Raw genomic sequence first — 26,796 nt, forward strand, 5'->3', positions numbered from 1 at the left:
TCGGCTACCCATTATTTGAGTAGCCGACCTTCCATACTATCATACGTTATTTACCGTACTCTATAATCATTTGAGGATTATTAGTCATTCTGAACGTAGTCATTTGCGAATAACCTGATTCAATACGGATTGGTTCTCCGCAATAGTTCCCCCAGCCTAACGCTGGGTAATACCAGGCTTGATTGATAATAAGCTGTGCTATGATTTTTGCAGGAATGGTATCATTCAGAATTTCGAATGCCTCGATGACAACTTCCGCTCCCTCGTAATCGAAGGGGACTCCAATGGTAATCTTATGGTACGCGAGTGGAAGTTCTCTGCAAGTAAATCGTTGTTGGTACAGTGGCATACCAATATCACTATGTGTACCAATGATATGCTTGGGCTGATCATCTACGTGAACATGCATCGTTCCACCAGTTTTATGTTTCTTATACATGAACTGAACGCCTGTACCGTAAAATGAGAATTCAATGGTAGATCCCGGAGTATTCGAATGCCACACCATACCTATGATAGCTTTTGAATCTTGTAGGTGCTGCCATTCACCCTTATAGGTTAATGAATCGGTATCCGCATAACTAACTAATGTAGGCGGTTGATACATATAAGCTATTCGAGCAGCCTCGTTTCCGTTGGATTCTACGCGTAGAGTGGCGTCCGTATCTGCTAGGCCAACAGCATAGAAGTGAATATACTCTCGCATCGTTTGGAAATCATTAGTAACTATTCCTTTAGTAGAATCGTCTTTACGTTCCAAATAATAGTTGCGCATATCGTCTTTCCATTCCCACGCAGGTTGCTCTCCGTAAACATCTGGTTGTTCATCACTAGCTTTACGAACCCGGTTGGCACGGCCGGTAAGTCTCCCTATATGATTCTCAGGATAAACACTGAATCGTCCTGATTTCTGCCATTCCACATAATCGATGTGCTCAGGCATATCGATTGCTAGACCAAGTTCTTGTATCTCAAGCTCAAGTTCAACATTGTCCACCGTATAGCGAATTTCAAATTTACCACTTGCGAACAGCTTCTGAACAAATAAAACTTTTATGCCTAGTGTGTAATGACCAGTAGTTGTGACTACAATCTGCTGGTCATTATCGCAAGTTTCTACATGAATGGAACCTGGAATCCAATTACCAAGCTCGACACCAGTCAAATTCAAATGCGGGCCACCTGTAAGTATGACTCGGTTTTGGAAAGTTGCTTGAGAGAGCATCGCTGATTCTTTGCAATATGTGAAAGAAACCATGTTGTTACGAATGAGATATTGCTCATCCGTTTCTTCGACCTTTAATGCTTCATACTGGGCATCACAGAATATGAACTTTCTTGTTGCAATTGGGAGCAGATATTCATCTACGACTATCCCATCCGATGTTTGAAACTGTAAATGTATGCGCTCTCGATCGCTCCAATCTCGTGCTGGGAGTTCGAGTTGCCCACTTGAGTATGGCTTAATATCAGGTCCATAGAAAGACGGTTGGGCAATAATTTGCCCATCCACGTGAATGCTGTAGCAAATGTTCACTTCATTCAGGTTAGTGTGATTGAACCAGTTACTAATTGAGATGATGAGTGGGGCATATCCTGGATTCCCAACGGTGCCTTCCTTAATCCGAATTGGGGAGTAGGCTTTCTTAGTCATCCAATATTCAGGCTTATGTCTGCGCCAGACATCACTCATATTCCCCCATTCTCCGTATCCTGCGGCAGTACCAATTGAATGCTGTTGATGTCGTTCGGGGACACCATCAGGCAGGAAGAATATATCATCAATATTAGCCCACAATGCACCACCAAGCGCACCATGCGTATTGACAATCTTCTCCCATATCTTATATACACTCTCTCCCCAGAAGTTGCGTACGTTATTGTCTCGTTCAAGTTCCTCGATGTTATAGCAAGCGATATGTGCATATTCATCGTGAATAACAGGAGAAGAATAGTTAATTACGATATCTTTCTCAGACACCCCATAAGTAACTAAGTGGTAATCCATATCATTTGTATAATCAATATAATGTGCGCTGTAAATATCGGTTGTACTGCCATCCTCAACTAAGAACGGATAACTGAATTTAGTTGGCCGAGTCGTCTCCTCTTGCTGAACGTACTGCAGCTGTCTTCTGAATTTATCCCCTTCCTCATTAGCGCGCCAGCCACTCTCATTAGCTAATGACCATATTATGACGCTAGGATAAGAACGATCACGTTCTATCATTTCTGCTAATTGATTCATATACCATGGTTCGTCATCCCGCCATGGTCCAGGTCCATTTGCATACTGGAAGTTAACGGCTGTTTCTTCCTCTACATACATGCCAAGCTCATCGCACGCCGCAAGAAACTCCTCCGATGGTGGATAGTGGGAGGTTCGTACGTAGTTAACATTTTGCTCTCGTAGCAATATGACATCCTGTATATCCATTTCTGGTGTTGTTGTTCTTCCGAGCTTTGGATGGATACTATGGCGGCATGTGCCTCTTAATTTAATTCGTTCTCCATTAATGTAGATTTCTTTCGGATCTGTCCCGTTCTTTCCTGCGAAGCAGATTTGTCGGAATCCAACCTGTACTTCAGCTTGCTCGATCAATTGATGCTCATCGTCAAATAACTTGGCATGTAGGGTGTATAGATAGGGCTGCTCAGCATTCCATTTCTTTGGGTGTTGAATGTTGAAGGATATATCGAGGTGTTGTTGCTCAGGCTCAAAAACGATAGAATGCTCTTCAAGTGGTACGAGGGCTTGTTGTTGGTCTGTTAGCTCAAGTTGAACATAAACAGCTTTAGCTTGATGGAGTGCGGCACCTAGTGATACCTGCAAAAACGCATTATTGTAAGCGGCGTCAAATTCAATGTCATAATGAAATCTAGTAAGATGCGTCTTAGGTACTGCAATAAGCTCTATCGATCTTAGAATCCCACCAATATTATGATGAGCGTATTTGCTACCAATTGAAGGGTCCCATTTGTCATCGATGAATTCAACGACGATAGTAGTAGCTTGCCCAGCGCGGATCTGATCCGTAATATCACAATCCCATGTCGTAAATCCACCCTGATGATCACGGTTATACAAACCGTTTATCCATACCTTAGCTTTGGAATATATACCATGGAACCTTAGGATTACATGCTTTCCATCATAATCTTCTGGAATCATAAAAGAAGTTGTGTAGTAGTATGGTGTGTCATTTTCGATATTATAGCCTTGCATAGCAACTTCACCAGGAACAATGATTTCATGCCAATCATAAGAATCGAGGTTTTGTGCCTCAATATGTTCAGTTGAGAGTGGATTCATACTGAAATACCATTGATTCTCAAGACATGTATTGAGACATATCACCGGATCTTTCGTGCCCGAAGTATAGGTAGGCTTCGTAATTATTGTAGGTCTTTTCCATGCTGTCGAATTGTTTAGTACTGATGTTGCCATGATCATGCTAATTCAACCTCCGAGCATAGATTGATGGATGCCTAGCGTCAATATCATTCCAAAATGGACATAGGAAGAGAACGAACCGCAGTCGTCTTCCTATGTCTTTCAGATGCAGGATTCGTCCAATTTTGACGTCTATCCAATCTTAATTTTGATCGTTTTTATTTCATAAGGCGTAAAGGTCAGTTGCCAGCTGTCCATTAACAGGACTTCTTCTTCCAAGGCATTCGATACATACACCGCTTGATGTGGATACGGCCACTTAAGATCGATCGTCTCACGACCTCCAGCGGATTCGTACATACGAAGAATGATGCCATCGTCATCCTCAGCCCATTTGACCGTCTCCAAGACAACATGCTCACTTGTAAAAGGAAGCAATGAACAACATCGATCCCATACATTCGTGCTCTGTAGCTCTGTAGCATCTACGGTGGATACTGCAATATAAGCAGGTGGATGATTCAGCTCTGCTGCTGCTCGAAGTGTGTGTCCTTGACGCCAATCGCCGGCATGTGGATACAGTGCATAGGTGAACTCATGATATCCCTGATCTGCCGATATATCCGGCCATCTTGGCGCACGTAGCAAGGAAAGACGAATCGTACTTCCTTGGGTATCATAACCATACTTACAATCATTCAGCACACTGACACCATAGCTATGCTCAGACACATCAGCGAAGCGATGACCACATACTTCATATTGCGCTTGATCCCAGCTTGTATTGCGATGTGTATTCCGCTCTAAAGCACCGAACGGTATTTCATAAGTGGCTCGACTTGTTACAACATCGAGTGGGAAGCCCACCTTCAGCAGCTTATGAGCTTCCTGCCAATCCACCTTTGTTCTAAACTCAATGCGAGCATGATGATGATATAGGACCATCTCCTGCTCAATCGTGGATTGTCCTATACGCCAACGGAAGCCTATAACATCAGCAACAGCTCCTGAACTGATTAGCTTCTTCTCTAACAGAAATGCCTTTCCAGCAGACTGTTGCTCATAGCGCGGATCAATGTCCCACGCATCCCATAGCGTCGGACGATCATGGAAGAAATGGAACTGATTCGCCCGCTCTCCCGCCTTCACGATTTCACGATTCGCTTGTTTATCGTATAAGCTTATGATTTCTCCTTGTTCATTGAAGCGTATACGATAGTAGGCTGTCTCCCACTCATCAAGTAGCTTTGGTAATACTTTCGGCGATTCTGGCACTACAGCTACTTCATTTTCACGTACTAGAATCGTATTGTAGCCCATTGCTGGAACATTCGGTACGCGAATTCGAAGGATCTTGGTCGTTCCATGGCTACTAACTTCATAATCCAATGATTCACCATCCGTAGTCACGATCGTTAAGCGATTCCATTCAATATTCGTAACACCTTGATCGATAAGATCCTGGGTAGTCAGCTCTAATACACAATCACGGCTCCAGCCCATACTATTCAATACAAGGAACGGTGTTCCTTCCATCGTCCCTTCGATCTGAACATGAGATGCAATGGCTGCCATCCCGATCTCTAAGCTTGTCTTCCCGCGCTGGAATACTTCCTCATACTCTCTCATCGATGTCTCATACGTTTCTGTAATGGCAGAACCCGGAATAATGTCGTGGAACTGATTTAATAAAATCAACTTCCATCCCTCATGTAAATCATGCTGTAACGTCTTTGCTTGTTCTGAGCTCAGCGATGATCGGGCCAACGTAGACCATAACTCTGCTTCACGATACAGAACCTCAGCCTTCCGATTATTACGTTTGTTACGCCCATGTGTCGTATACGTACCTCGATGTAGTTCAAGATACAGGTCACCGTGCCAGCTCGGTAAATTTGGATTTGCTTCGGAAATACCCGTGAAGAATGCCTCCGCGCTACTAAATTGAGATGAGGGCTGACCGATCATGAGATCCGAGCGATGAATATATTCGAGCATCTCACGCGTGACACCACCACCGCCATCCCCATGCCCATACAATAACATTTGTTCCGGATGCTTAACTTTCTCTTTATAAGATTGCCAATGTTCATGAACATCCTTCGGCTGCGTATCCTCGTTTACCCCATGGTTGCAATACGATAGCATTGGCGTTCCATCAATGCCTACCCAATAAAACAAGTCATACGGAAATGGGTTCGTATCATTCCAATTCAGCTTCGTCGTCATGAAGTAACGCATGCCACCATGCTTCAAAATTTGCGGTAATGATGCACAGTAGCCAAAGGTATCCGGTAACCATTCTATAAAGGATCGCTTTCCAAATTCCTGCTGATAAAATCGTTGACCGTAGAGCATTTGCCGCATCAATGATTCACCACTTGGTATATTGAGATCCGGCTCCACCCACATGCCACCGACAAGCTCCCAGCGGCCTTCACTTATTCGTTCTTTTACACGCTCATATAACACTGGATCATTCAACTTCAAATACTCGAAGAGCAACGGCTGACTCTGTGCATACCGATATTCAGGAAATTCATCCATTAAAGCATTTACAGTTGAGAACGTCCGACTCGTCTTACGCACTGTCTCACGACATGGCCACAGCCATGCAATATCAATATGAGATTGTCCTACCATATGGATGACACCTTCGCTATTGCCACCGATCTGTCTTATTTGTTCGACAAGGTGGTGTTCAATTGAAGCTGCGGCACCGCCTGCAATCTTCTCTTGTGATAGCAAAGTAAATGCATCCATAGCTGTATATAGAGCTTCCATCACGCGAGTACGACGAAAATCTGACGCTGGTAGCAATTCCGCAGCATTCATAATGACGCTCACAGAATACATCAACGACTGCACTGTTGTGTTCACATAGACTAGCGTGCTATGAATCTTGCGAATGGGTGCATGAATGGTTGCTTGCTGATTTAAGGGATCCACAGGCTCCGGTACAGCATCAAACAGTTCAATCTCCACTTCGATTTGTTTGCCAACCCGATCAGGTAATTTTACAAATGGGTGATTTCGATCCAACCCTTGAAAGGACTGTCCGTTAATACGAAGCAGCCCTTCCCCACCTGATCCAGAGGTAAAATATAACCCTACTGCGTCATCAGCCCATTCGTTCGGAATGGATAACGTCGTACGCAGCATATACGTTGTACCTTGTTTGCTTGGGAATAAATCAAAGGCTTCGCTTCCTACAAAAGCGCGTTCCTCCGAATATTTACCCGGTAAAATATATTCTGTTGATTGTACATCCCAGTCTTTAATGGGGATCGATTCGAGCCACTGTCGTTCAGATAACTCTCGAATGAACCGTTGTATTCTAATCATTAATAATCCCCCTGATCGTTCGTCCGCTTCATCGCACTCATTGTACAACCTGTAAATCGATGGACAATGTTTGCTCTACATTCGAGCCCGTATAAAGTTCAAATCGACCCGGCTCGACGATCCACGTTAAATCTGCTGAGACAAATTGCAGCTCCTGTGATGAAATAGTAAAGTGAACGGTACGCTTCTCCCCAGGCTCCAAATAAATTTTACAAAAGCCCTTCAGCTCCTTATCCGGGCGTGATATCGAACTAACACAGTCCTTGATGTACAATTGCACGACCTCGTGTCCAGCCATATCACCCGTATTCATCACATCCACTGAAACCGTACACGTACCATCAACAGAAATACTTGGTTGATTCAATTGTATATTGTCATAGTGAAAGCTCGTGTAGCTAAGCCCATACCCAAATACATACTGCGGATGGAAATCCGTCTCTAAATATCGATGCCCACGCGAACGCTTCTTATTATAGTACACAGGTAATTGTCCCAGATGCTTCGGAATGGATAGCGTTAATCTTCCTGATGGGTTGTAGTCACCAAACAGGATATCCGCAATCGCATGACCGCCCTCTTGCCCTGGGTACCATGCCTCCACAATCGCATCAGCATGCTCATCAATCCATGGCTCAACAATTGGGCGACCATTGATATACACAACAATCAGCTTCTTGCCTAAACTGTGAAGCTCCTGCAACAGCTCGAGCTGTACTCCACATAAATTCAGTTGGGCACGATCAAAGCCTTCTCCACAATCCATATCACTTAGCATAAACGTATCGGTAATGACCGCAGCCCCAGTCTTCAAATCAATCGTACCTTCTCCAAAATCACGTGCACTCGATCCGCCTACAACAGCAATAATTGTCTCTGCTGAAGCCGCAGCTGCGATCGCCGCTTCGAATCCTTCCCGAGATGGGTCCTTCACTCGACAGCCTGGTGCATACACAACCTCACTAAAGCCTGAACACTTCGCGCGAACGCCATCCAACACGGTAACAATCTGCTCCCGCTCCTGCGGTGACGTATAATCGCCTAACTGGTTATACATATTGTTCGCGTTCGGTCCAATCACGGCGATCTTGCCACGGGATGGAGATAACGGTAATGCCTGTTCCTTATTCTTCAGTAACACAATGCCTTCGCGTGCAGCTTGCCGAGCCAATTCTCGATGAGAGGATTGACCAATAACCTGCTCTGCCAACGCTGGATTCACATAAGGACGTTCGAATAATCCTAATTCAAATTTCAAGCGCAAGATTCGCTCCACCGCAAGATCTAGATCTGACACCGCGATCAATTGCTGATCAAGAGCAGATTGTAGATATTGGCCAAAGGTCTCACCGGACATCTCCATATCTACGCCCGCTTTCAATGCTAGGCTGGCCGCTTCCTCTTCCGTCTCACAGATTTGATGACCATGTCTGAGCTGGCTCATCGCTCCACAATCCGTGATGACGAAGCCGTCAAAGCCCCACTTGTCACGTAAAATATGCGTCAACAGCTCTTTACTAGACGTACAAGGTACCCCATCAATTTCGTTATAGGCCGTCATAATGGATTTGGCTCCTGCCGCAACCGCACGCTGAAAAGGAAGTAAATCCTTCTCCATCAGCTCACGCATGCCCATACGTACGGTATCCGCATTACGCCCACCATCTGGACTACCATAAGCTACAAAATGCTTCAAGGTTGCAAGAATGGTATGATCCGTATTTAACGAATCCCCTTGCAACCCTTTCACCGCAGCTATTGCCATTTCACTAATCAAATAAGGATCTTCACCAAAGCATTCCTCTGTCCGCCCCCATCGCGGATCACGTGTCACGTCCAATACAGGAGAATAGGTAGCTGCTCCCCCTTGTGCACGAGTCTCTACCGCTACAGCTTGACAAACCTGTCGGAACAACTCTGTATTCCAGCTACTTCCTATGGTCAGTGGTACAGGGAACACCGTGTTCCCTATGGCCATATGTCCATGGGAGCATTCCTCACCAAATAGAATTGGAATGCCCAGTCGCGTATGCTCCATTGCATATCGCTGAATAAGATTAGTAACCTCGGCCCCTTCACGCAGGGACAAGCCTGTTTCAAGTGTAACCTCTGTCCATGGATCTGCTCGAAGCACACCATATAGTGAACCGACTCCACCATTCGCAATTGCGTCTTTAAATGTATCCGTGAGCTGAACATCTCCGTCGCCTTTTACATATGTCTTCCAGCCAAAAGGCTGGAGAAGCTGTCCAAGCTTCTCCTCCAGCGTCATTTCGGCCAACAAATCTGCAACACGCTCAGCAATAGATAACGAAGGGTTTTTATATTTCATTCGATATATACCTCCAGTTTTGTTGAGCTAGTGTTGACGCCAAGCTAGAATGCCAGCATTCATTCCACGGCATGCATCCATGGAAGCATCCGGTTTGCTATAGTTCTCGCCCCAAGTGATGAAATATCTAAATTCATAGAAACCACCCAATGTCGCAGAGAAATTAGTTTCCCAATAGTTATTCATCACCCAAGCGTACAAATGAGCTGGATCCTGCTCTAGCTTCTCATCACCGTTAAGCAATCGATACCCATGTTCTAGCGAACCTAGCTGAATTAATGGCGTATCTGGCATCGCGATCACAACGCCTTGCGATTCGGAAACATATACAGCTCCTTCTCCAACCGCTGTGTAATCTGCTAAGCTGCCTGGTAGTTGATCCTTCCGCATCCGTGTCAACGCATCCATCTTATCCACCCATAAGTCATACTTATCCGTTGATAATGAGCCACCAAAAGGAAGTGAAACATATAAGTTTTCAGGCTTCCATACGCTCTCTTTATGCATACGTACGGCCACATCCACACGTGGACGATCCGCGTATACTGTTAAGAACAAGGAATAATGCTCACAGCCATCCACCTTATAGGTCAATTGAATAATGCCATACACCGGACCTTGCGTAATGAGCTCCGCACTAATTAACTCGCCCGTTGAAACGATCGCATCCGGTCCCTTCCGATTACGGCCCATCAGACGACGCACCTCGGTCATTTCTCCAACCTTCGTTGCAGGTGTAACATCATAGACTGGCGTAAAAGCTGCGTGCTGGCGATCAGCTCGAAGTAGCTCTTTTCCTGTCGTTTTATCGACCCACGAGGTGATCCCTTCGCCCTTTTTCCACGTGATGTGTACAAATGGAGTTTCTACATAGGAAGATGTCATGCGGAAATTCTTCACATCATGCGTAACATCCAGATCCATCACGCGATCGGATGCTAAATAATCGTTCATAAAAGCGGTTCCGATACTTGGTTTCACGGCGAAGATCTGAAGTACTCTCTCTTCACTTGGCTGCAATGTTACCGGAATCGTTACGATCACACCTCGAGATGCCAGACGAAGCTGTGCTGGAATGACCTCATTCGTCGTAATATCACGCACCTCGAAGCCATTCTTGATCTCATCGTGATACCATCCTTCGAGAATGAGATGCGCATAATCTTCTTGTACGAAATGATATGGATTATGAATTTTAAACTTCATAGGGCGCCCAGGAGCAAGTAATGCATCGCCCTTCGCCTCAAGAATGTCATACAACGCACGATGCGCAATCGTACTTGCATTGGCAGCAAAAGCTTCTTTCCGCAAGCCTAATTCCTGAACGAACGGATTCCAAGGCTCGGAAATGGATGAATGATAGCCCCATGTATGCTCAGCAAACATCGTTAACTGATATTCCATCTCCTTCATCGTCTCCGATGTAACGATTTCACAGTTCGGATCCAGCCTTCTAACCTTTTGATATACACGTTGTGCTTCACGGAATACTTGTACATGCTTCGGTGTTGAACCTACGCCATCCGTCCACCAGTCTGGCCAATCTCCACGATACACAGGAATATCTTCCGCATGCTGCTGTGCATGAGCACGAACTTCATCGAAGAAATCATCTAAAGTTGCCATCTGAATCTCAATATTTTCGCCGTGCTTCGCATTCCATTGACGAATGAAGGTCATCGTTTCCGCATTCGGTGGATTGTTATCCGTTGGTAGCCCTGAGAACATAGCCGGGAAGAAGTTAAAGGCATAGCCATCCTCTTGCAAACGCTCAATGTAGCGAAGTATACGCTGTTCAGCAATCTCGAATGTAGCGCCATGACTCATATCAAATTCATCTTTGATCGTATATTTCCCGCCCATACCAGGTACAAGCCCCAGATCATTACCGAATACATAATGCTCCCCACTCCAGGTCAGCAAGCGATCACCGGAAGGCATTTCCCACCAGAAAGGCTGCTGCTTCTTCCAGCAAGGAAACATTCCGTGATGGGTATGAATGCAGGTAGATAAATTATGAATACCGGCATCTAACAATGCCTGACCATACCCCCAGCTGAAGCCGTTAATGTCTGCAGTCATCGCTGATGTAATTGGAGCTTCAATGGAATATCCAAAATCTCGTACACGGGCAATCATCGATGTGAACAAATCTTTGCCGATTAATTCCGTCATATTCAAGTACGTACCGGACAAGCCGATATCACCACGCTTAACTCCGGCTACGAACTCTTCCTTTTCTTGCTCCGTTGCCCGACTCAGGAAGGTTTCGATAGGCCAAAACGTTTCACATACCCACTTAAACCCCTCCCATTCAGGTCGACGACCGGATTGAATTTCACGCAAAATGTGAAGCACCTGCCGGATAAAGTCTACATGATATTGTTGGATCTTCTCCTGACGCTCTGTGTAGCCGATATCGGTATGGGAATGATGAATTGCATAAATTTTCCAAGGTTTTGTGTTAGTCATCTTTTATTCTCCTCTACTTGATGCTCATATCGATTTATTAAGAACAACAGTTACGATCTCGGCCGCCTTTACTTCAAGCTGGATGACAGCGTTTGAATCGGCCGTAAGCGCTTCCTCATGTGATTCGAGTATATTACTTTTATACGCCTGACTATAGTTCATACGAGGTTCGAAGGCTAAAGTCGTTGGTGAAGTGGTCATGTTGAACCAACGAATCGCAAGATCACCCGTTGCTTCAGCTACCTTCACGGAAGAGAGCTGCATGTCATTTCCACTCGCCTGCAACCATTGATGTTTCGGCTGAAGACTACCATTATGAATATCTGTCGATACAGTCATCCATGGTATTTGATATTGATAGGCAAGCGCATACGCTTCTTCAGCTACCGCAGAACCATGTGGAATAATCATGAGCTCCGCCTGAGCAGGACCTAGACATTGTGCTTCTGGTGTGTAGAAGACGCCCCAATCTCCAAGCTCACCTGTGCAGCGTAGCAATGTAACGGCAATCGTATTCCGTCCATCACGTAACACTTCGTATTCATTTAACCCTTTATTAGCGATGGTTAAGCCCGTCACGTCGTCCTTCACACTAACGAACGCTTGCTGATGTTGACTATTGTCTGGGTTCGTCCACTCACTCGAAGGTTCTGTGCTTCGTGTTGCGATCTCAAACATCGAATCCGCCTGATGCACATCGCTGACGAGATCCGTTGGGAACAGCATTCTGATGCGATGATCCTTCGCTTGATTATTGAAGGAGCTCTTCACTTGAAGTCCCTTACTATATTTCTCAAGCGTTACAGTCGTTGTTATATGGAGCTTCACGGTTTCGGCTGAACGTCCAGCCTGACGACTCGGGAACCACACGATGCCTTGCTGCTCTGCTGCGAGCAATTCATCCGCACTTACTGGAATGTCCCAATCATGAACGATTTGTACCGTACATGCGTATGGCTGATCGGATACGATAGAAATATCAGCTATAAGCGCTTCTGTCGTCAATACGTTCGTATTCTTCGGCTGACAATACATGTATTCATTTCCGATATCGCCGCTATTCTCATAAATACCGAGACCGCGATATACTTTACCATTTGCCTTATCCGTTAATGTGATCGAGCCATTATCTTCAATCCGTGCAGCAATAAACTCATTCTCTAGCGTCCGTTCATGAAGTAGCGAGCTTTCCTTTATTTCAGAATGTGGTCTCTCTACTACATCCTTCATCCAGGCATAAACTTGATGACCATTTGCAGGAACTGCTTCGACATGAAGCTCTAATCGAACACGTCGTGAGAAATACGGCTGACGAAATTTATCATCAGGCAAGTCATAACCGAAGTGGAGCCCCAGATCGGTTAGCTGATATTCTAGCTGACGCCCACCATGATCAATCACGCGATGAGGATGAATCTCGTGCGATGTCATCTGATTACGCATCTTCTCGATCGTTTCGCCTTCCCGGAAATAGATACGAGCAATATCCAGCTCCACCGTAACTACCCCACTGCGGTCATGGCCTGTCGTATTAAACACAATGAATGGACATGCGTGATCCCCGTATTCGGCGAAGCATGATGTATCCACATGATTTGCGATCGTCTCCATACTGTTCTGTACAATAGATTCTGTAACGTGACGGCTCTTGTCGAATCGCGTTACCATCTCACGATGTACCTCATCCACACTACAGCCACAAATACTATCATGCGGATGATTCTGCATGAGCGTCTTCCATGCATAAGTGAATAAGTGATGTGGATACGCATGTCCCAACTGATGAGCATAAGCAGATAACGGCTCAGCAACTTTCTCAAGCAAAGTCTGACCCTGCTGATTCATTTGCTTCAAATATATACGGGAGGAAGCCGTATTCACTAATGTTCCCCATCCATCTGTTCGCTGACTTCTAAGCTCCCCTTGGACGGTTGATAATTCACAATCTAGTGAACGATGCAGTGCATTCAAATAATCGTTAAAATTGGAGTGAATAAACTCCGTATCGGGATAGAGCTCGCGTGCTGTCCGAATGGCTTCCGGCAAGTCCAGCTGAGCTGGCTGATGATCACAGCCGTTCATATACAGTAGCTCGCTCGTCGATGCATATTTCTCCGCATCCGCTAGCTTTCGATCCCAATATGCCTTGGCTTCTACCGGATCTACTGGGACTTCATTTCCATTCGAGTACCAATTCGCAAATAGAATACCGAGTACCTTGGAGCCATCTGGGCCTTCCCAGATCAATTCGGAGTAAGACGATTCATAATCTCCATCCGATACCTCATTGTTGAAGCCCGTCGGCTTCACACCACGACCGAAGAAGGCGTTCTGAATACCTGACTGCTGCATCAGCTGTGGTGTCTGTCCACACAACCCGAAGGTATCAGGAAAGTATCCAATTTTGGATACTTCCCCATACTTCAGTGCATCTTGATGACCGATCTGCATATTTCTTACATTGGCTTCACTACTGGTGAGGAACGCATCCTGCAATATATACCATGGACCAATAAGGATTCGACCATTTTGAATATGACGCAACAGCCGCTCCTTCTGATCCGGTCTAACTTGAAGATAATCCTCGAGAATGATCGTCTGCCCATCCATGAAAAAGCTACGAAATTCTGACTCCTCGTCCAACCGATCTAGCAAACTATCTACCAATTGAACGAGACGAACATGATGCTTCTCATAGGGTAAATACCATTCACGATCCCAGTGCGAATGGGAAACGATATGTGCCGTTCTTTTCTTCGTCATGCCATTGCTCCCCCTTTCACTACAAGATACCTTCCTGCATCGCCTTGTACACGAGTTGAGAGAACAAGCTATTCGACCAAGCAAACCATTTTCTTGTGAAAATCGTTGGATCGTCGGAATGGAAGCCTTCATGCATATAGCCTGTATCCGCATCCGTCTTCTCCAGTAACTCGATCATCGCTAGCTTCTCTTCCGCTGTCGTTGCTGTGAGCCCTTGCATAGATAATGACAAATGCCAGACATATCCTGCCGGTGTATGTGGACTACCAATACCTTTTGCTACTTTACCTTCAAAGTAATAAGGGTTTTCCTTGGATAACACAAATCTTCTCGTGTTCTGATAGATTTCATCCTCCGTTGTGCAGTAGCCCAAGTAAGGAATCGAAATCAATCCCGGCGTTCCCGCATCATCCATGAGACAGTGGTTACCATAACCATCCGTCTCGAAGGCATAAATCGGTCCGAATTGCGGATGACGATAAATACCGTATGTTTTGATCCCATGATCGATATCTGCTTCTAAATCCTTCAACTCTTGCAAAAATTCCATATCACGGAATACCCACTCCGCAAATTCCTGCATTTGGCGAAGTGTAACCACCGCGAACATATTTCCTGGAATGTTGTAGTGGAATTCGCATACATCATCGCTTGAGCGGAAGCCTGACCACACCATTCCTGTATAGTTGACAGGCATTCCAAGACCTTTATTTCGTAAGGAATCCTCAGGAATACCGTTATTTCGAGTGAAGCGATATGGCGATTCTTCAAAGTGACGCTGTTCTGTGATGAACAAGTTATACATGATACGCATAGCCGATTTGAACCCAGCATCGAATATATCTGTAATCCCTGTTTCCTTCCATAGCGCATAAGCAAGCCGCATCGAGAAACATAAGGAGTCAATTTCAAATTTACGCTCCCATACCCAAGGGGACATATCTGTTATATCCGTAGTATTCCAATGCCAATCATTCGCAGATTCATTAAATGCATTCGCGTAAGGATCAATATGGATGTACTGTATATGACGCTTTACTAAGCCTTTAAGAATGCGTTGAAGATCTTCGTCCTCTTTGGCAAACGGTACATAATGAATGACCTGCTCTACCGAATCCCGTAACCAACAGGCTGGAATATCTCCTGTGATGACAAAAGTCGTTCCATCCTCTTTTAATTTCGTCGTCGTTTCCAAGGTATTCGGGAAGCAGTTCTTAAATAGCTGAAGTAGCTTCGGTCGATGCGCAAGCTTCTCTTCTGCTTCTTGTAGAACTTCTTGAATCGATTGTGGCAAGTTTAAGGATGGCATCGTAATTTTGGGTAATCTAAACTGTTCCATTGATAAGCTCCTCTACAATTGAAATTCTGTCATTGCATCTGATGATGTCGTTACAGCGGATACTTATCCATATAGTCCAGCAGCTCATCCACTGTTGTAAATGCCACGCCTGTTACGGTATCGGCACAACCATAGTAAATGGCAATGCGACCTGTCTCGCTATCTGACAATGCGGCACAAGGGAAAGTGACATTCGGTACATCTCCTACACACTCATACAATGTTTCTGGTCCAAGAATGTAATTCCGTGATCGTGCGAGCACCTTCCATGGTTCGTGTAGATCTAATAATGCCGCGCCCATACGATATACGAACCCGTTACATGTATTAATGACACCATGATAGATCAACAACCAACCACGATCGGTTTCAATCGGAACTGGCCCTGGACCAATTTTCTTCGATTGCCATGCGGATGCATCTGAATTAATCGTCCCCATCACATAACGATGTTTACCCCAATACGTTAGATCTGGACTCTCACTAAAGAAAATATCTCCAAATGGCGTATGGCCTGTATCACTTGGACGGCTTATCATGGCATACTTGCCATTTATTAAGCGTGGGAAGAGCACTCCATTACGGTTATATGGCAAGAAAGCGTTTTCCAATTGATGAAATGTTTTGAAATCATACGTATAAGCAAGACCAATCGTTGGTCCATGATACCCGTTACACCATGAAATATAATATTTATCCTCGATTTTGCACACGCGCGGATCGTAGCGATATTCCCGCTTCGTTATATATTCGTCACCTTCGAATTGGAGCGGTTGCTCATTAATTTCCCAATGTAGCCCGTCCTGACTAAAGCCAGCGAATATATCCATACTTACGGATCTAGAGTCACAGCGGAACACCCCTGCAAATCCACCCTCGAACGGAATCACCGCAGAATTAAAAATACTGTTCGAGTTCACCTGTGCATCACGCTGAATAATCGGATTTTGAGTATACCGCCACACTGGGGCATTATAGCCACTCGGCTTATCCTGCCACGGCATATTTGGTAGTGCCTCACCAATAATTTTGCTCATTTCCTAAACTCCTCCCACGTCTTTGAATGTAGTCTACGGCCTGTCCTCAACGATTGAGTCCAACCTTTCCCCCATACTGTAAATGATAATAAAGCGCATTAAAAGTCTATTTATTCGTAATCTAACGTTTGTTGACTAGGAAATCATGTTTGTTAACTAATTGAATGGGGCGCATCATTTCAGTCTCTCGATAGGCCTGCATACATCGCATCCAGCAGTGTATGTGTCTTGTCGCAGCTGTACTCCCAGAACATCGCACCCGCAAGCTTTTCACGTTGGACATATTCACATTTATGTGTGATCGATTCCACGTCATCATAGGAAATAAACGTATCTCCATTAAATAAATGTGGCGCTTTGGCCTCATCATCCCAATGACGTGTGAACCCATTCTTGTCGATATAATAGGCTAGAAGTTCTGTATATTCCGGACCATAACCTCCTGTTGTACCCGCCATTTGTAGAAATCCATCATTCCTGTTCGGCACCTGCTTCCACATCCGGGAATAGAATGCTACGCCAATGACGATTTTCTCTCGGGGTACACCTGCCTGCAAGAACATATTGACGGATGCTTCTGTACTAATTCGGAACAAATCTCCCGTTGAATTGTACAGATTGGTGTGATGTCCCGTTAGAATCTGGAATCCTCCACGCATATCGTAGGTCATCAATTGAACAAAATCTAAATATTGTTGTACTTGATCCATCTCTGTACCATCGATATAATATTGATCTGCTCCTGCAGCGATCGTAAGCAAGTAATGCCTGCCCTCAGCTGCACCTTTCATAACTAACGCTTCTCGAATGGTCTTCAACAGCAGCGTAAAATGACGTTTATCATCCGGTGACGAGGCAATATTGGCTTCACTGTAGCAGGGATATTCCCAGTCCAGATCGACACCATCGAATGGAAGTTCTGTTACTACTCGTACAGCCGAAGCTGCGAATTTCTGACGTCCTTCTTCGGTAGATGCCGCCTCGGAGAAGCCCCCATTTCCCCATCCGCCAACAGAGAGCAGCAGCTGTACGTTCGGATTCATCGCTTTAATCTCGTGCAACTGGTTCGTATATTGCAAATGTGCCGTTGTAATCTGATCATCCAACACATAACCGAATGCAACGTTCATATGCGTCAGCTTCATCACGTGGTCGCGCGTTAGCTCAGGTAATTTGGAATCACTCACGTAGCCTGCTACAATCATTTGTTGATCCATCCTTTCACATCCTCGATAAAATTTGCATCGCTTCCTTACTGGCTGCAATCTTATATCCCGAAGACATATAACGAATCTGATCATCACGATCTAGAATCATCAGATGTGGGAAGCCCGCTTCACTCGATTGGGCCACTGTAAACAATTCAGGTAATAGATGATACGTTGAATCACGTACAAATAATGTCCTTGCTGGAAGATTCGGATAATCGGCTGGTTGAAATGAAGTTGTCCATTGCTTGTCACCCACCACAAGAATGATAGGAGCATCTATCATATCGAACTCATGCTTCAACTCCGACAGCTCGCGAAGCAGATGCTTCGAAGGCTCCCGTTCCGGTTCCAGCCATGCGACATAGGCGCCTTGACTGCCCAGAAACTCAGCGAAGATCTGCTCCGATCCATCCCATGTAGCTAGCTTCTCGAATCGATCTACCTTGCCATACACGGGAATGTCCTGCGTAGCTTGACGATACTTCATAACCAGCTTCGTCTCTTCGACTTCTGTCATTTCAAAATAGGTGAGCTTGGTCAGCACGGTTCCATCCTTCAAGCGAATCCCCGTCGTCAGACGATATGCTCCCTGCTCCATCTCAAGGGGCGTATCATACAGGTTATTGGCGCCGTGCGGGTAGCTTAACGTTTTATAAAAACCGTTCTCCAGACGAGCGATCGTAAAATTCTCATAGTATGCAGCCGCTGGCTGGTCTGACGCTGCATCCTGATCACGAAGAATAATTAGTGTTCCGTTCGCTACTGCTGCCTCATTTCCAACTATACCTTTCGTAAATGGGGCATCCACAAAATGACCATTCACCATAAATTGCGGCTTAGCCTCAATGGGATGCAGTCGCGCTGGAATGCCTAGGCTACGACATATAGATACGAACATAATATCGAGAGAGCTACGATCTCCTACACGCAGTTCGAAAGTTCCAACAGCAGTACCCTTCCCTTGCAAATTCGGTAGATCATTCCATATATCCCACGCTTCATCGATGAATTGAACAAGCTTCGTTGGGTCCTCACGGAACAATTCCACTTCTTCTGAAGTGAAGGCTTGTTGGAAAAATGTACGATACGGTGTAATCATCTCGTAATGAACGCGAGGACACAAAATGTAGGGAATGAAGACGTCCTCCGTGAGCTCACCACGTACAGCAAGCGCACCAGCCACATGATCTATAAGGGTTGGAAGGAATGTATCGATGAGATCCTTGTCATGAACACACTCCAATAATCGTAATGCCCATTCTCCATATAGAGGTGTTGCTTTACTTAGATAAGCTGCGATCTCAGCACTATTGCCACGTGCTGTCTGAAGTACGTTCCATACTCGATCCGCTGATAGATCAAGCGATTCTCCGAGCTTCCTCGCAGCTTCTTCATTCAAGAACGTCGCTTCATAATGTGCACGAATCGCGATTCCTTCCTCCAAACGCTTATTGTGTCGCTCTATCCGTGCCTCGGACAAGTCCTCCATGACCTCGCCTTCACGCGCTGGTGGTGGAACCATATCATAGTCAACGATCGTTCCTACAAGTGGCTGATCCTCTTGATTCAATACAAGCTCAATGTGCTCACAATCAGCCATGGATATTTTCATTTCTCCCCAAATGCCGTCCTTCGCTGCACGAATGATGAGGTCACCAAGACCTGTCTTGAACGAAGCTTCCCCCTGTGCATTAGACGGAATGCTGGCAATTGGGTAAAATTCCGCCATGTTATATAACTGGAATTGCACCTCTGCAGCGTGCACGGGCTGTCCGCATGCATCTTGGACATGTACCGTAATTGTCTTCGTAGGCGCATAATTTTCTAGTACATTAATTTCAGTAAACCATTCATCTGCGAGTGTAATATCTTCGGGTCCTTCATAATTCGCGAAAATACGTGTGTTAATGAGCATGGCTCGGCGCGCTGGTGGGCCAAACCATCCTTGATTATGACGCGCTTCCGGCTCACAAGCCCCAATGAAATACCATTCACCATCAGCCCATGCCTCTACCCATGCGTGGTTATCGTCACAATGCGCCCAACGCGGGGTATACACTTGACGTGCAGGGATCCCGATACTACGAAGCGCTGCTACAGCTAGCGTAGATTCTTCCCCACAACGACCGCGTGCATTTCGCATCATCGTTAATGGTGAAATCGTCCGCAGATCGCTCCCAATGTACGTCGCCACTTCGTGGCACCAGTAATTGGCCTCTAGAATCGCTTCCTTCATGGGAAGATTACGTGTTCGTTCCGCTAACTGTTCATGAATAATATGGCGATGCTCTTCAATGTTCTCAGTATTCACTCGATACGGTAGCACGAAATGTAAAAATAAATGATCAGGTACTTGCCATGGCATATCGCGGCGAATCTGCTGCATCGATCTTACATGATTGAAGAAAAGCTCCCCGTTATAATCCGCCAAGTCATTGGCTGGCATATACGCGAAGAGTAGCTTTAATGCCCAAGCTTCTTCTGCCGTTAGCTCGTGCTCGAATACATGGAATAGCTGCTGCTCACGTGATTTGGCGAGCTGCTTCTTGGCCTGAAACTTCTGCTCAATGAACGCTAAGGCTTCCTGCGACAATGAAAATACTGAGGTAGGGGTCAACATGGTCATGAATGATTACTCCTTCCACAGTAAGCCGTCTTCGCGAATATATAGGCGAGCGGTTCCATCGGTTGTTAGAGCTGAGATATGGAATGATTTACTCGTTATCTCCATGTGAGGCTCAATGCTCCAATCATCTTCACCTCGCAGCAGCTCGAACGTTGCTGCATAGTGTCCATGTGCTTCAAAATAATTACGTTCACGATAATACAGCTTACGGAGCTGCCATTTCACCAGTTCATCCGTAGGCATGTCGAATGACTGCGGGCCATCAACACCTACGAACATCACATAACCCCATAGCTCTGGATAATGCATATTGATAATCCCCTGAGGTGACCATACCCAGTTGTCTTCCGGATAAGGCTTTCCAGTATCCGGGTTCATAACCTTGCGGTACTGATCGTCCACAACCTCAGTCCGCCATTCAACACGAGAGAAATTAACACGCCAGAATTCACCTGCAACAGGTGGTTGTCTATTCGCAGCACATTCTTTCAAACTACGCCATGGCATGGCAACTTCAATCGTCCATTTCCGATGATCAGCATGCGGGTTATTTAACTCCCCCTCGATATGAATAGCTGTTTTCAGACCTTGGATATCCCATCCATTAATTGGAGGTCCCCCGTCACGATATGGTTTCACAAGCAGTAAGTCCCACACCGTGTTCAAAGCGTTAATCTCAAACTCGTAATATTGATGTGAATCCCCTGTTGGATCGATAAAGATCTCAAAATCATTATCATAGAAAATAACGGAATCACGTTCAGTCAGCGTGCCCCAGATCTGATCCTCCATCAGCTCTGCACCAAAGTAAAAATACTCATCATCCCATAGCATCTTTACACGTGTCTGCTTCGCGGGTAGCGGACGTTGGTCCCCTTCAATATCTACGAAATCATCCGTCCATGTTGCATGCTGCCAAAAGGGCTTATCCAGCTTCCCATCTAAGACAAGCGACTCCGTCGCTCTTTTGCATAAATAATGCTTAGGCGCATATGTCACAACTTGCGGTTCTGGTACTCCACTTCGGTTCATCATCGTTGACCTCTCCCTCCCTTCGGCATTTAGTTATGCGTAACAACAGTGCCAGCTCCACCGTACATCCTAACCTCTTCATCAAATTCCAGCTTAAGCACGCTTACCTGCTCATGCGTGTCCGCTGGCGTCATATGAATCCAAGTCGTTCCCGGAATATCGAACCAGGGTACACCACCATGAATTTCGTGAGTCAGCTCTTTGCCCGAGTGTAGTACCGTAATTTTCTTGATCGGATTGCATAGTCCCTTGAGACAGATATTCTCCTTCGGCGCATCGTAGACGAATAAATATAAGGTCTTCTTGTCCGCGGATAAGGTACTCCCACCCAGATAATAGCGTGTCATAATTCCATCCTGCGTACCGTAGATTGCCTCCTCGTGTGCACGAATCCAGTCACCTAGTCCCAGAAGAATGTCCTCCTGTCTTGGATCAATGGTGCCATCCTCCATCGGTCCAATATCCAGCAACATATTTCCGCCCATACTGATGCAATCGCAGAACATGCGGATAATTTGGTTCAAGGATTTATATTTATGATCATCGTGGACATAGCCCCAAGATGTATTAATGGTCGTACAGAATTCCCAAGCGCCTTCTGGGCGAGTAATGGGAATGCCTTGCTCTGGTGTCTTATAATCGCCATGCCCTTGCAAGCGTGAGTTGATAATCACATTCGGAGACAAGGATCTCAAATATTGCTTGAATGCTGGCAGCCCCCACTGTTCTGCACTACGCTCCCAGTCACCATCGAACCATAATAAATCGACAGTACCGTAATTCGTCATGATTTCACGTAGCTGATTATTGTTAAACGCGAGGAATTTCTGCCATGTCTCTTCATCCTGTATGCCATCTACCGGACTTGAGAAACGATTCACCTGACTCAAATCAGCCGGTACGATACCACTCTCGAATACGGAAGGATAATCGGGATGAGACCAGTCAATTAAGGAATAATACATGCCTACATGCAGACCACGTTCACGGATCGCATTGGACCATTCTTTTACAATATCCCGCTTGGCTGGTGTCGCCTTCATGACGCTCAAATCACTGTACTGCGTATCGAACAACGCAACACCATCATGATGCTTGGTTGTAAGCACAGAATATTTTGCACCTGACCTCGCAATGATATCTGCCCAATGCTTCGCATCGAATTTGGACGCTGTAAAACCATCCAACTGCTTCATATACTCCTCATGTGACATTTTCCCGTTATAAAACGACCATGATTCCGCTACACCTTGCACCGCATAAATCCCATAGTGAATGAAAATTCCTAGCTTTGCGTCCGTAAACCATTGTTGCATCTGCTCTTCCTCCCATAGTTCAACTCGTTATTTTATGCGAAATACATGTGCAATTGGGGCAACTCTCGTAAGCTCGCTCTCTGGTAAATGAACGATCAATCCCGTTGTTGTTCGTTCGAATGTTAGATTTTCTTGTCCGCCAACAAGATCCATTTGCGTTACAGCCTGCTCGAGTGGAATACAAATTACTTTGCTCACCGTTTCCTGCTCTTTCGGGTACAAATGAATGGCATAGGTGATATCGCCTTTTTTCGTGAAATGTGTATTTCCAGCAGAGTATGGCGCACATATGCGTGTTCCATAAATCGCCTCACCATGGACTTTGAGCCAAGCGCCCATTCCTTTCATCCGATCCAACGCTGTTGGTGACAAGCGGCCATCTGGTTGTGGAGCGACATTAAGTGCCAGGTTTCCGCCTTTAGCTACAACTTCAACGAGCAAATGGATTAATTGACGTGTCGTCTTGTAGTGATCCTCGTACCGATAAGAGAACGCTGTCCCCATCGTAATACAGCTCTCCCATGGAATAAGCAGGGGATGCTCGGGCAACGTTTGTTCAGGTGTAACGACATTCTCATACGGGCCGCCAACGGTACGGTCTGCACTTAGCAGCCATGGCTGCTGCTGACGTGCCTTCTCCACCACTTCACCCAACCGAATATCCTGTGGATTATTCTTATTCTGTGGACATACCCACCCCGCATCCAACCAGAGCATTTCAATCCGGCCATATTTCGTCATCAATTCCATGATCTGATCATGTGTGAACTGTACGAATTGCTCCCATAGCCATGGATAATCTTGTGTTGGATACGAAGGACCTCGATTCATGAACGTCCCCGTCTCCATACCTGGGGCCCAGTATGTTGGTGTGTGCCAATCGGCTTTGGAGAAGTAGGCGGAGATCCCAAGTCCCTTGGCCCGAAAAGCATCAAATACGTTCTTACAAATATCCGCGTACTTATGTGCATGGAAAGGACAATCCTTGCCCGTAATGCGATAGTCTGTTGTCTGCGTGTCCCACATACAGAAGCCATCATGATGCTTCGTCGTAAAGTTCAAATATTTAAAGCCACCCTCTGCCGCAACCTCTGCCCACTTCTCAGGTTCGAAACGGAGCGGATTAAAGGTTTTATTCAGCCCGAAGTATTGCCGCTTCAATTCCGCCGAATCAACTCCCCAATCAATATCATCTCGTGACCAATCTCCATCCTTATCACTAAGCGCCCACGATTCAACAAGTCCAAGCTGCGAATAAGGTCCCCAATGCATCATCAAGCCCAGCTTCTGATCCTTGAACCACTCCAGCTGATCTAATAGCTGCGAATCCTCCGGCTTAACGTACTCCTCCTCTGTGCTGTAATTGTGAACTCCTTCAACAACAATTTGCTCTTCGACAACATTAGCGTCACTCATTTTTGCACGACCTCCATGCAGCTCTTCTGAGGCTGCGATTCTATTGATTTAGTATGATATATTTTCAAAAAAACATTTGACATAATAATAAATATCCGCTATAAACATCCTATTATGGAATATAAATAAGTATTCAAGCGCCGATCTATATCTTGCTGTATTCATAGCTTGATAGGAACATCTCCATGTATACGCCATAAAAAGGGGGAAAACACTTTGAACTATAACTATTTCAAATCGAAATTGTTTCTGAAATTCACCGGTTCGTATCTACTTATCCTTCTTATTCCGCTTATATTTGTAATCGTTTTCATTTACCGAAATGCTACCGATAATTTACAAAAGGAGATTGAAAATGCTCACTTTAATCAGCTCACCCAAATTAAAACGGTGGTGGATGGACGCATGAATGATTTAAGAGATATGGCGTCACGGATGTCATACGACGCTCGTCTCGCTCATTATCGCATACTGGATCCTTATGAAAGTCGTGATGCCATAGCGGCACTAGATAGCTACAAGTCTTCCAATTCCATTGTGGAGGATATATTTCTGTACTATCATCATGACCCTAATATTTATTCTAACCATGGCATGTATAGCCTGGATGTATTTCGTAGCTCCTATCAGTTTGGAAGCTGGAAGAATGATGAACTTGTGACTACTTTAAACTCGTCCAAATTTCCATCTATTCGACTTACGAACATGCTGAATCAAAATTCACCACTCGAGCAATCTGTATTAACCTATATCCTGCCGATCATTCCCAACACCTCAGATCCATATGCTTCTGTCATGTACCTCATTAAAGAGAAAGAGTTGGCATATCTGATCGATTCCGTTCTCGGTAACTATCGAGGATTAACGTATATTTTTGATAATCATGGACGTGTTTTATCCTATAGTGGCCATGGAGATACAGCTAGCCAACAGGATATCCAACGGTTATCAGAGCTTCCACCCGGCATACATAATCTATCGATAAACAACGAAGATCATTCGGTTATTTCCGTCACATCGGATGTCAATGGCTGGTCATATGTGACTTTAATGGCGAGTAATCAATTTTTCAGTAGCGTACTTAATGTTCGGAGCTTCATCATTATTTTATTCATTGTGATCGCCATTGTAGGAACGGCCATCGCTCTATTATTCGCTCGGATGCAATATCTTCCGATTGCTGAGCTCGTTCGCTTCACGAACAAAAAAACAGATACACCGGCCTCCGGAAATGAGCTCGAGTATATACGAACAACATTACAGCAGTATAGCTCCAAGGTTGATCTCCAAGAGCCCTATGCACGCAACCATGTTCTCTCCATGCTATTAAAGCATGGACATGCACAAATGATGACGCATGGAATATTCGATACCTTTCATCTGCACTTCGACCAAAGTCATCATTTTGTCATGATGATGGGCTGGGATGACTTAGAACAGCAGCATCTTCAGGCGCGACAAGAAGTACATCGCAAGCTTGCGTTTATTGAATTTCCAGCGCTTGCTACACAAGTATACGGTGTAGAGCTCCCGCAATTGGATCAGCTCGCACTCATTGTGAGCTTACAGCTCGAAGATGATGAGGCACTCGCTGCACAAATCGTTCACATCGTGGATGCGATCCGTGAATATACGTTAGGCATAATGGATATCCACCCGATGATCGGTGTAGGCAAATGTTATGAGAGCCCTCAGCAGCTTAATCAATCCTTTGTTGAGGCTTGCTCCGCCTTCGAATTGCGTAAATCGACCGAGCATGGAACCACCGTGTATTTTGAAAAGCTATCCAGTGCCCATGATCAAACGGTGTTACTCCCTAGTAACGAGCTATTAAAGCTTGCACAAAGCTTGAAGCAGGGCAACTACGAAGTCGCCAAACAAATTATTCACACAGCCATCTATGGGCTTGATAATAAACAACGATCTATCCTGCTGATGCGATGCGTATTGTTCGACCTGCTGAATACCATGCTCAAAACTGCAGTTGAGCTAAAGATGGATAACATGATGCAGTCTGCTTCCCCCCATTTCATGAATGGTCCCGTCCATCTTATAGAGCAGAATTTCTACCGTTTAGCCACTCAGATTTGTACACAGGTAGAGCAGACGCATAAAAAAGAAGAACATTCACTCATGGATCATATCGTTGCTTTTATCGACCAGCACTATGTTGATCATTCACTTAGCCTTGAATCTGTTTCTGCTGCGTTTACGATTTCACCTTCCCATCTCAGTCGTTCATTCAAGGATAAGGTCGGCATCAACTTCGTCCAATATATTTGGCAAAAACGATTAGATAAGGTCAAGGAACAGCTCGTAATAACAAGTGATTCGTTAAAAGATATTATCCAGCGCGTCGGCTACCTCGACACACCAAACTTTATTCGAAAATTCAAAAAGGAAACCGGTTATACCCCGGGCCAGTATCGACAGATGAATAGTAATCATCCCAATACTGAGCCTTACGATACCGTATAATCCTTCCTCGCTTAGGGTTCATCATAACTTCCCGG

General features: G+C 45.2%; 13 protein-coding genes. 1 reads left to right on the plus strand and 12 read right to left on the minus strand.

Annotated elements, in window-relative coordinates; translation table 11 throughout:
- Positions 1–46: 46 nt before the first annotated feature.
- The 12 genes from MKX41_RS12395 to MKX41_RS12450 form a co-directional block, all read right to left on the minus strand.
- A complete protein-coding gene (locus MKX41_RS12395; protein WP_340970768.1) occupies positions 47–3,454 on the minus strand; it encodes a glycoside hydrolase family 2 protein in 3,408 nt (1,135 codons plus the stop codon).
- A 132-nt stretch (positions 3,455–3,586) separates the two neighbouring features.
- Positions 3,587–6,739, minus strand: a complete 3,153-nt coding sequence (locus MKX41_RS12400; protein ID WP_340970770.1) for an alpha-mannosidase — start codon at positions 6,737–6,739, stop codon at positions 3,587–3,589.
- A gap of 37 nt (positions 6,740–6,776) precedes the next feature.
- Positions 6,777–9,071: a glycoside hydrolase family 3 N-terminal domain-containing protein gene (locus MKX41_RS12405; protein WP_339796663.1), complete on the minus strand. Its 2,295-nt coding sequence runs from the start codon at positions 9,069–9,071 to the stop codon at positions 6,777–6,779.
- Positions 9,072–9,098: 27 nt separating this feature from the next.
- A complete protein-coding gene (locus tag MKX41_RS12410; protein ID WP_339265537.1) occupies positions 9,099–11,543 on the minus strand; it encodes a glycoside hydrolase family 38 N-terminal domain-containing protein in 2,445 nt (814 codons plus the stop codon).
- Between the two features lie 24 nt (positions 11,544–11,567).
- On the minus strand, positions 11,568–14,306 hold the full coding sequence (locus MKX41_RS12415; protein WP_340970773.1) for an alpha-mannosidase: 2,739 nt from the start codon (positions 14,304–14,306) through the stop codon (positions 11,568–11,570).
- Between the two features lie 19 nt (positions 14,307–14,325).
- The gene (locus MKX41_RS12420) at positions 14,326–15,645 is read right to left on the minus strand and encodes a glycoside hydrolase family 125 protein (RefSeq protein ID WP_076286250.1); all 1,320 of its coding nucleotides are present in this window, start codon (positions 15,643–15,645) and stop codon (positions 14,326–14,328) included.
- Between the two features lie 50 nt (positions 15,646–15,695).
- Complete coding sequence (locus MKX41_RS12425; protein WP_340970775.1) at positions 15,696–16,682, minus strand: glycoside hydrolase family 130 protein; 987 nt, start codon at positions 16,680–16,682, stop codon at positions 15,696–15,698.
- 179 nt (positions 16,683–16,861) lie between these two features.
- Positions 16,862–17,899, minus strand: coding sequence for a glycoside hydrolase family 18 protein (locus MKX41_RS12430; protein WP_340970777.1), 1,038 nt, complete (start codon positions 17,897–17,899; stop codon positions 16,862–16,864).
- Positions 17,900–17,903: 4 nt separating this feature from the next.
- Positions 17,904–20,519, minus strand: coding sequence for a transglutaminase domain-containing protein (locus tag MKX41_RS12435; protein ID WP_340970780.1), 2,616 nt, complete (start codon positions 20,517–20,519; stop codon positions 17,904–17,906).
- Positions 20,520–20,525: 6 nt separating this feature from the next.
- Positions 20,526–21,551: a carbohydrate-binding family 9-like protein gene (locus MKX41_RS12440; RefSeq protein ID WP_076300649.1), complete on the minus strand. Its 1,026-nt coding sequence runs from the start codon at positions 21,549–21,551 to the stop codon at positions 20,526–20,528.
- 29 nt (positions 21,552–21,580) lie between these two features.
- Positions 21,581–22,867, minus strand: coding sequence for an alpha-L-fucosidase (locus MKX41_RS12445; RefSeq protein ID WP_340970781.1), 1,287 nt, complete (start codon positions 22,865–22,867; stop codon positions 21,581–21,583).
- A 27-nt stretch (positions 22,868–22,894) separates the two neighbouring features.
- A complete protein-coding gene (locus MKX41_RS12450) occupies positions 22,895–24,283 on the minus strand; it encodes an alpha-L-fucosidase (protein WP_340970783.1) in 1,389 nt (462 codons plus the stop codon).
- Between the two features lie 216 nt (positions 24,284–24,499).
- Here MKX41_RS12450 and MKX41_RS12455 point away from each other — a divergent pair, with 216 nt between their 5' ends.
- On the plus strand, positions 24,500–26,761 hold the full coding sequence (locus tag MKX41_RS12455; protein ID WP_340970785.1) for a helix-turn-helix domain-containing protein: 2,262 nt from the start codon (positions 24,500–24,502) through the stop codon (positions 26,759–26,761).
- Positions 26,762–26,796 lie beyond the last annotated feature (35 nt).

The organism is Paenibacillus sp. FSL R5-0475 (assembly GCF_038004585.1).
Lineage (GTDB): Bacteria > Bacillota > Bacilli > Paenibacillales > Paenibacillaceae > Paenibacillus_AQ.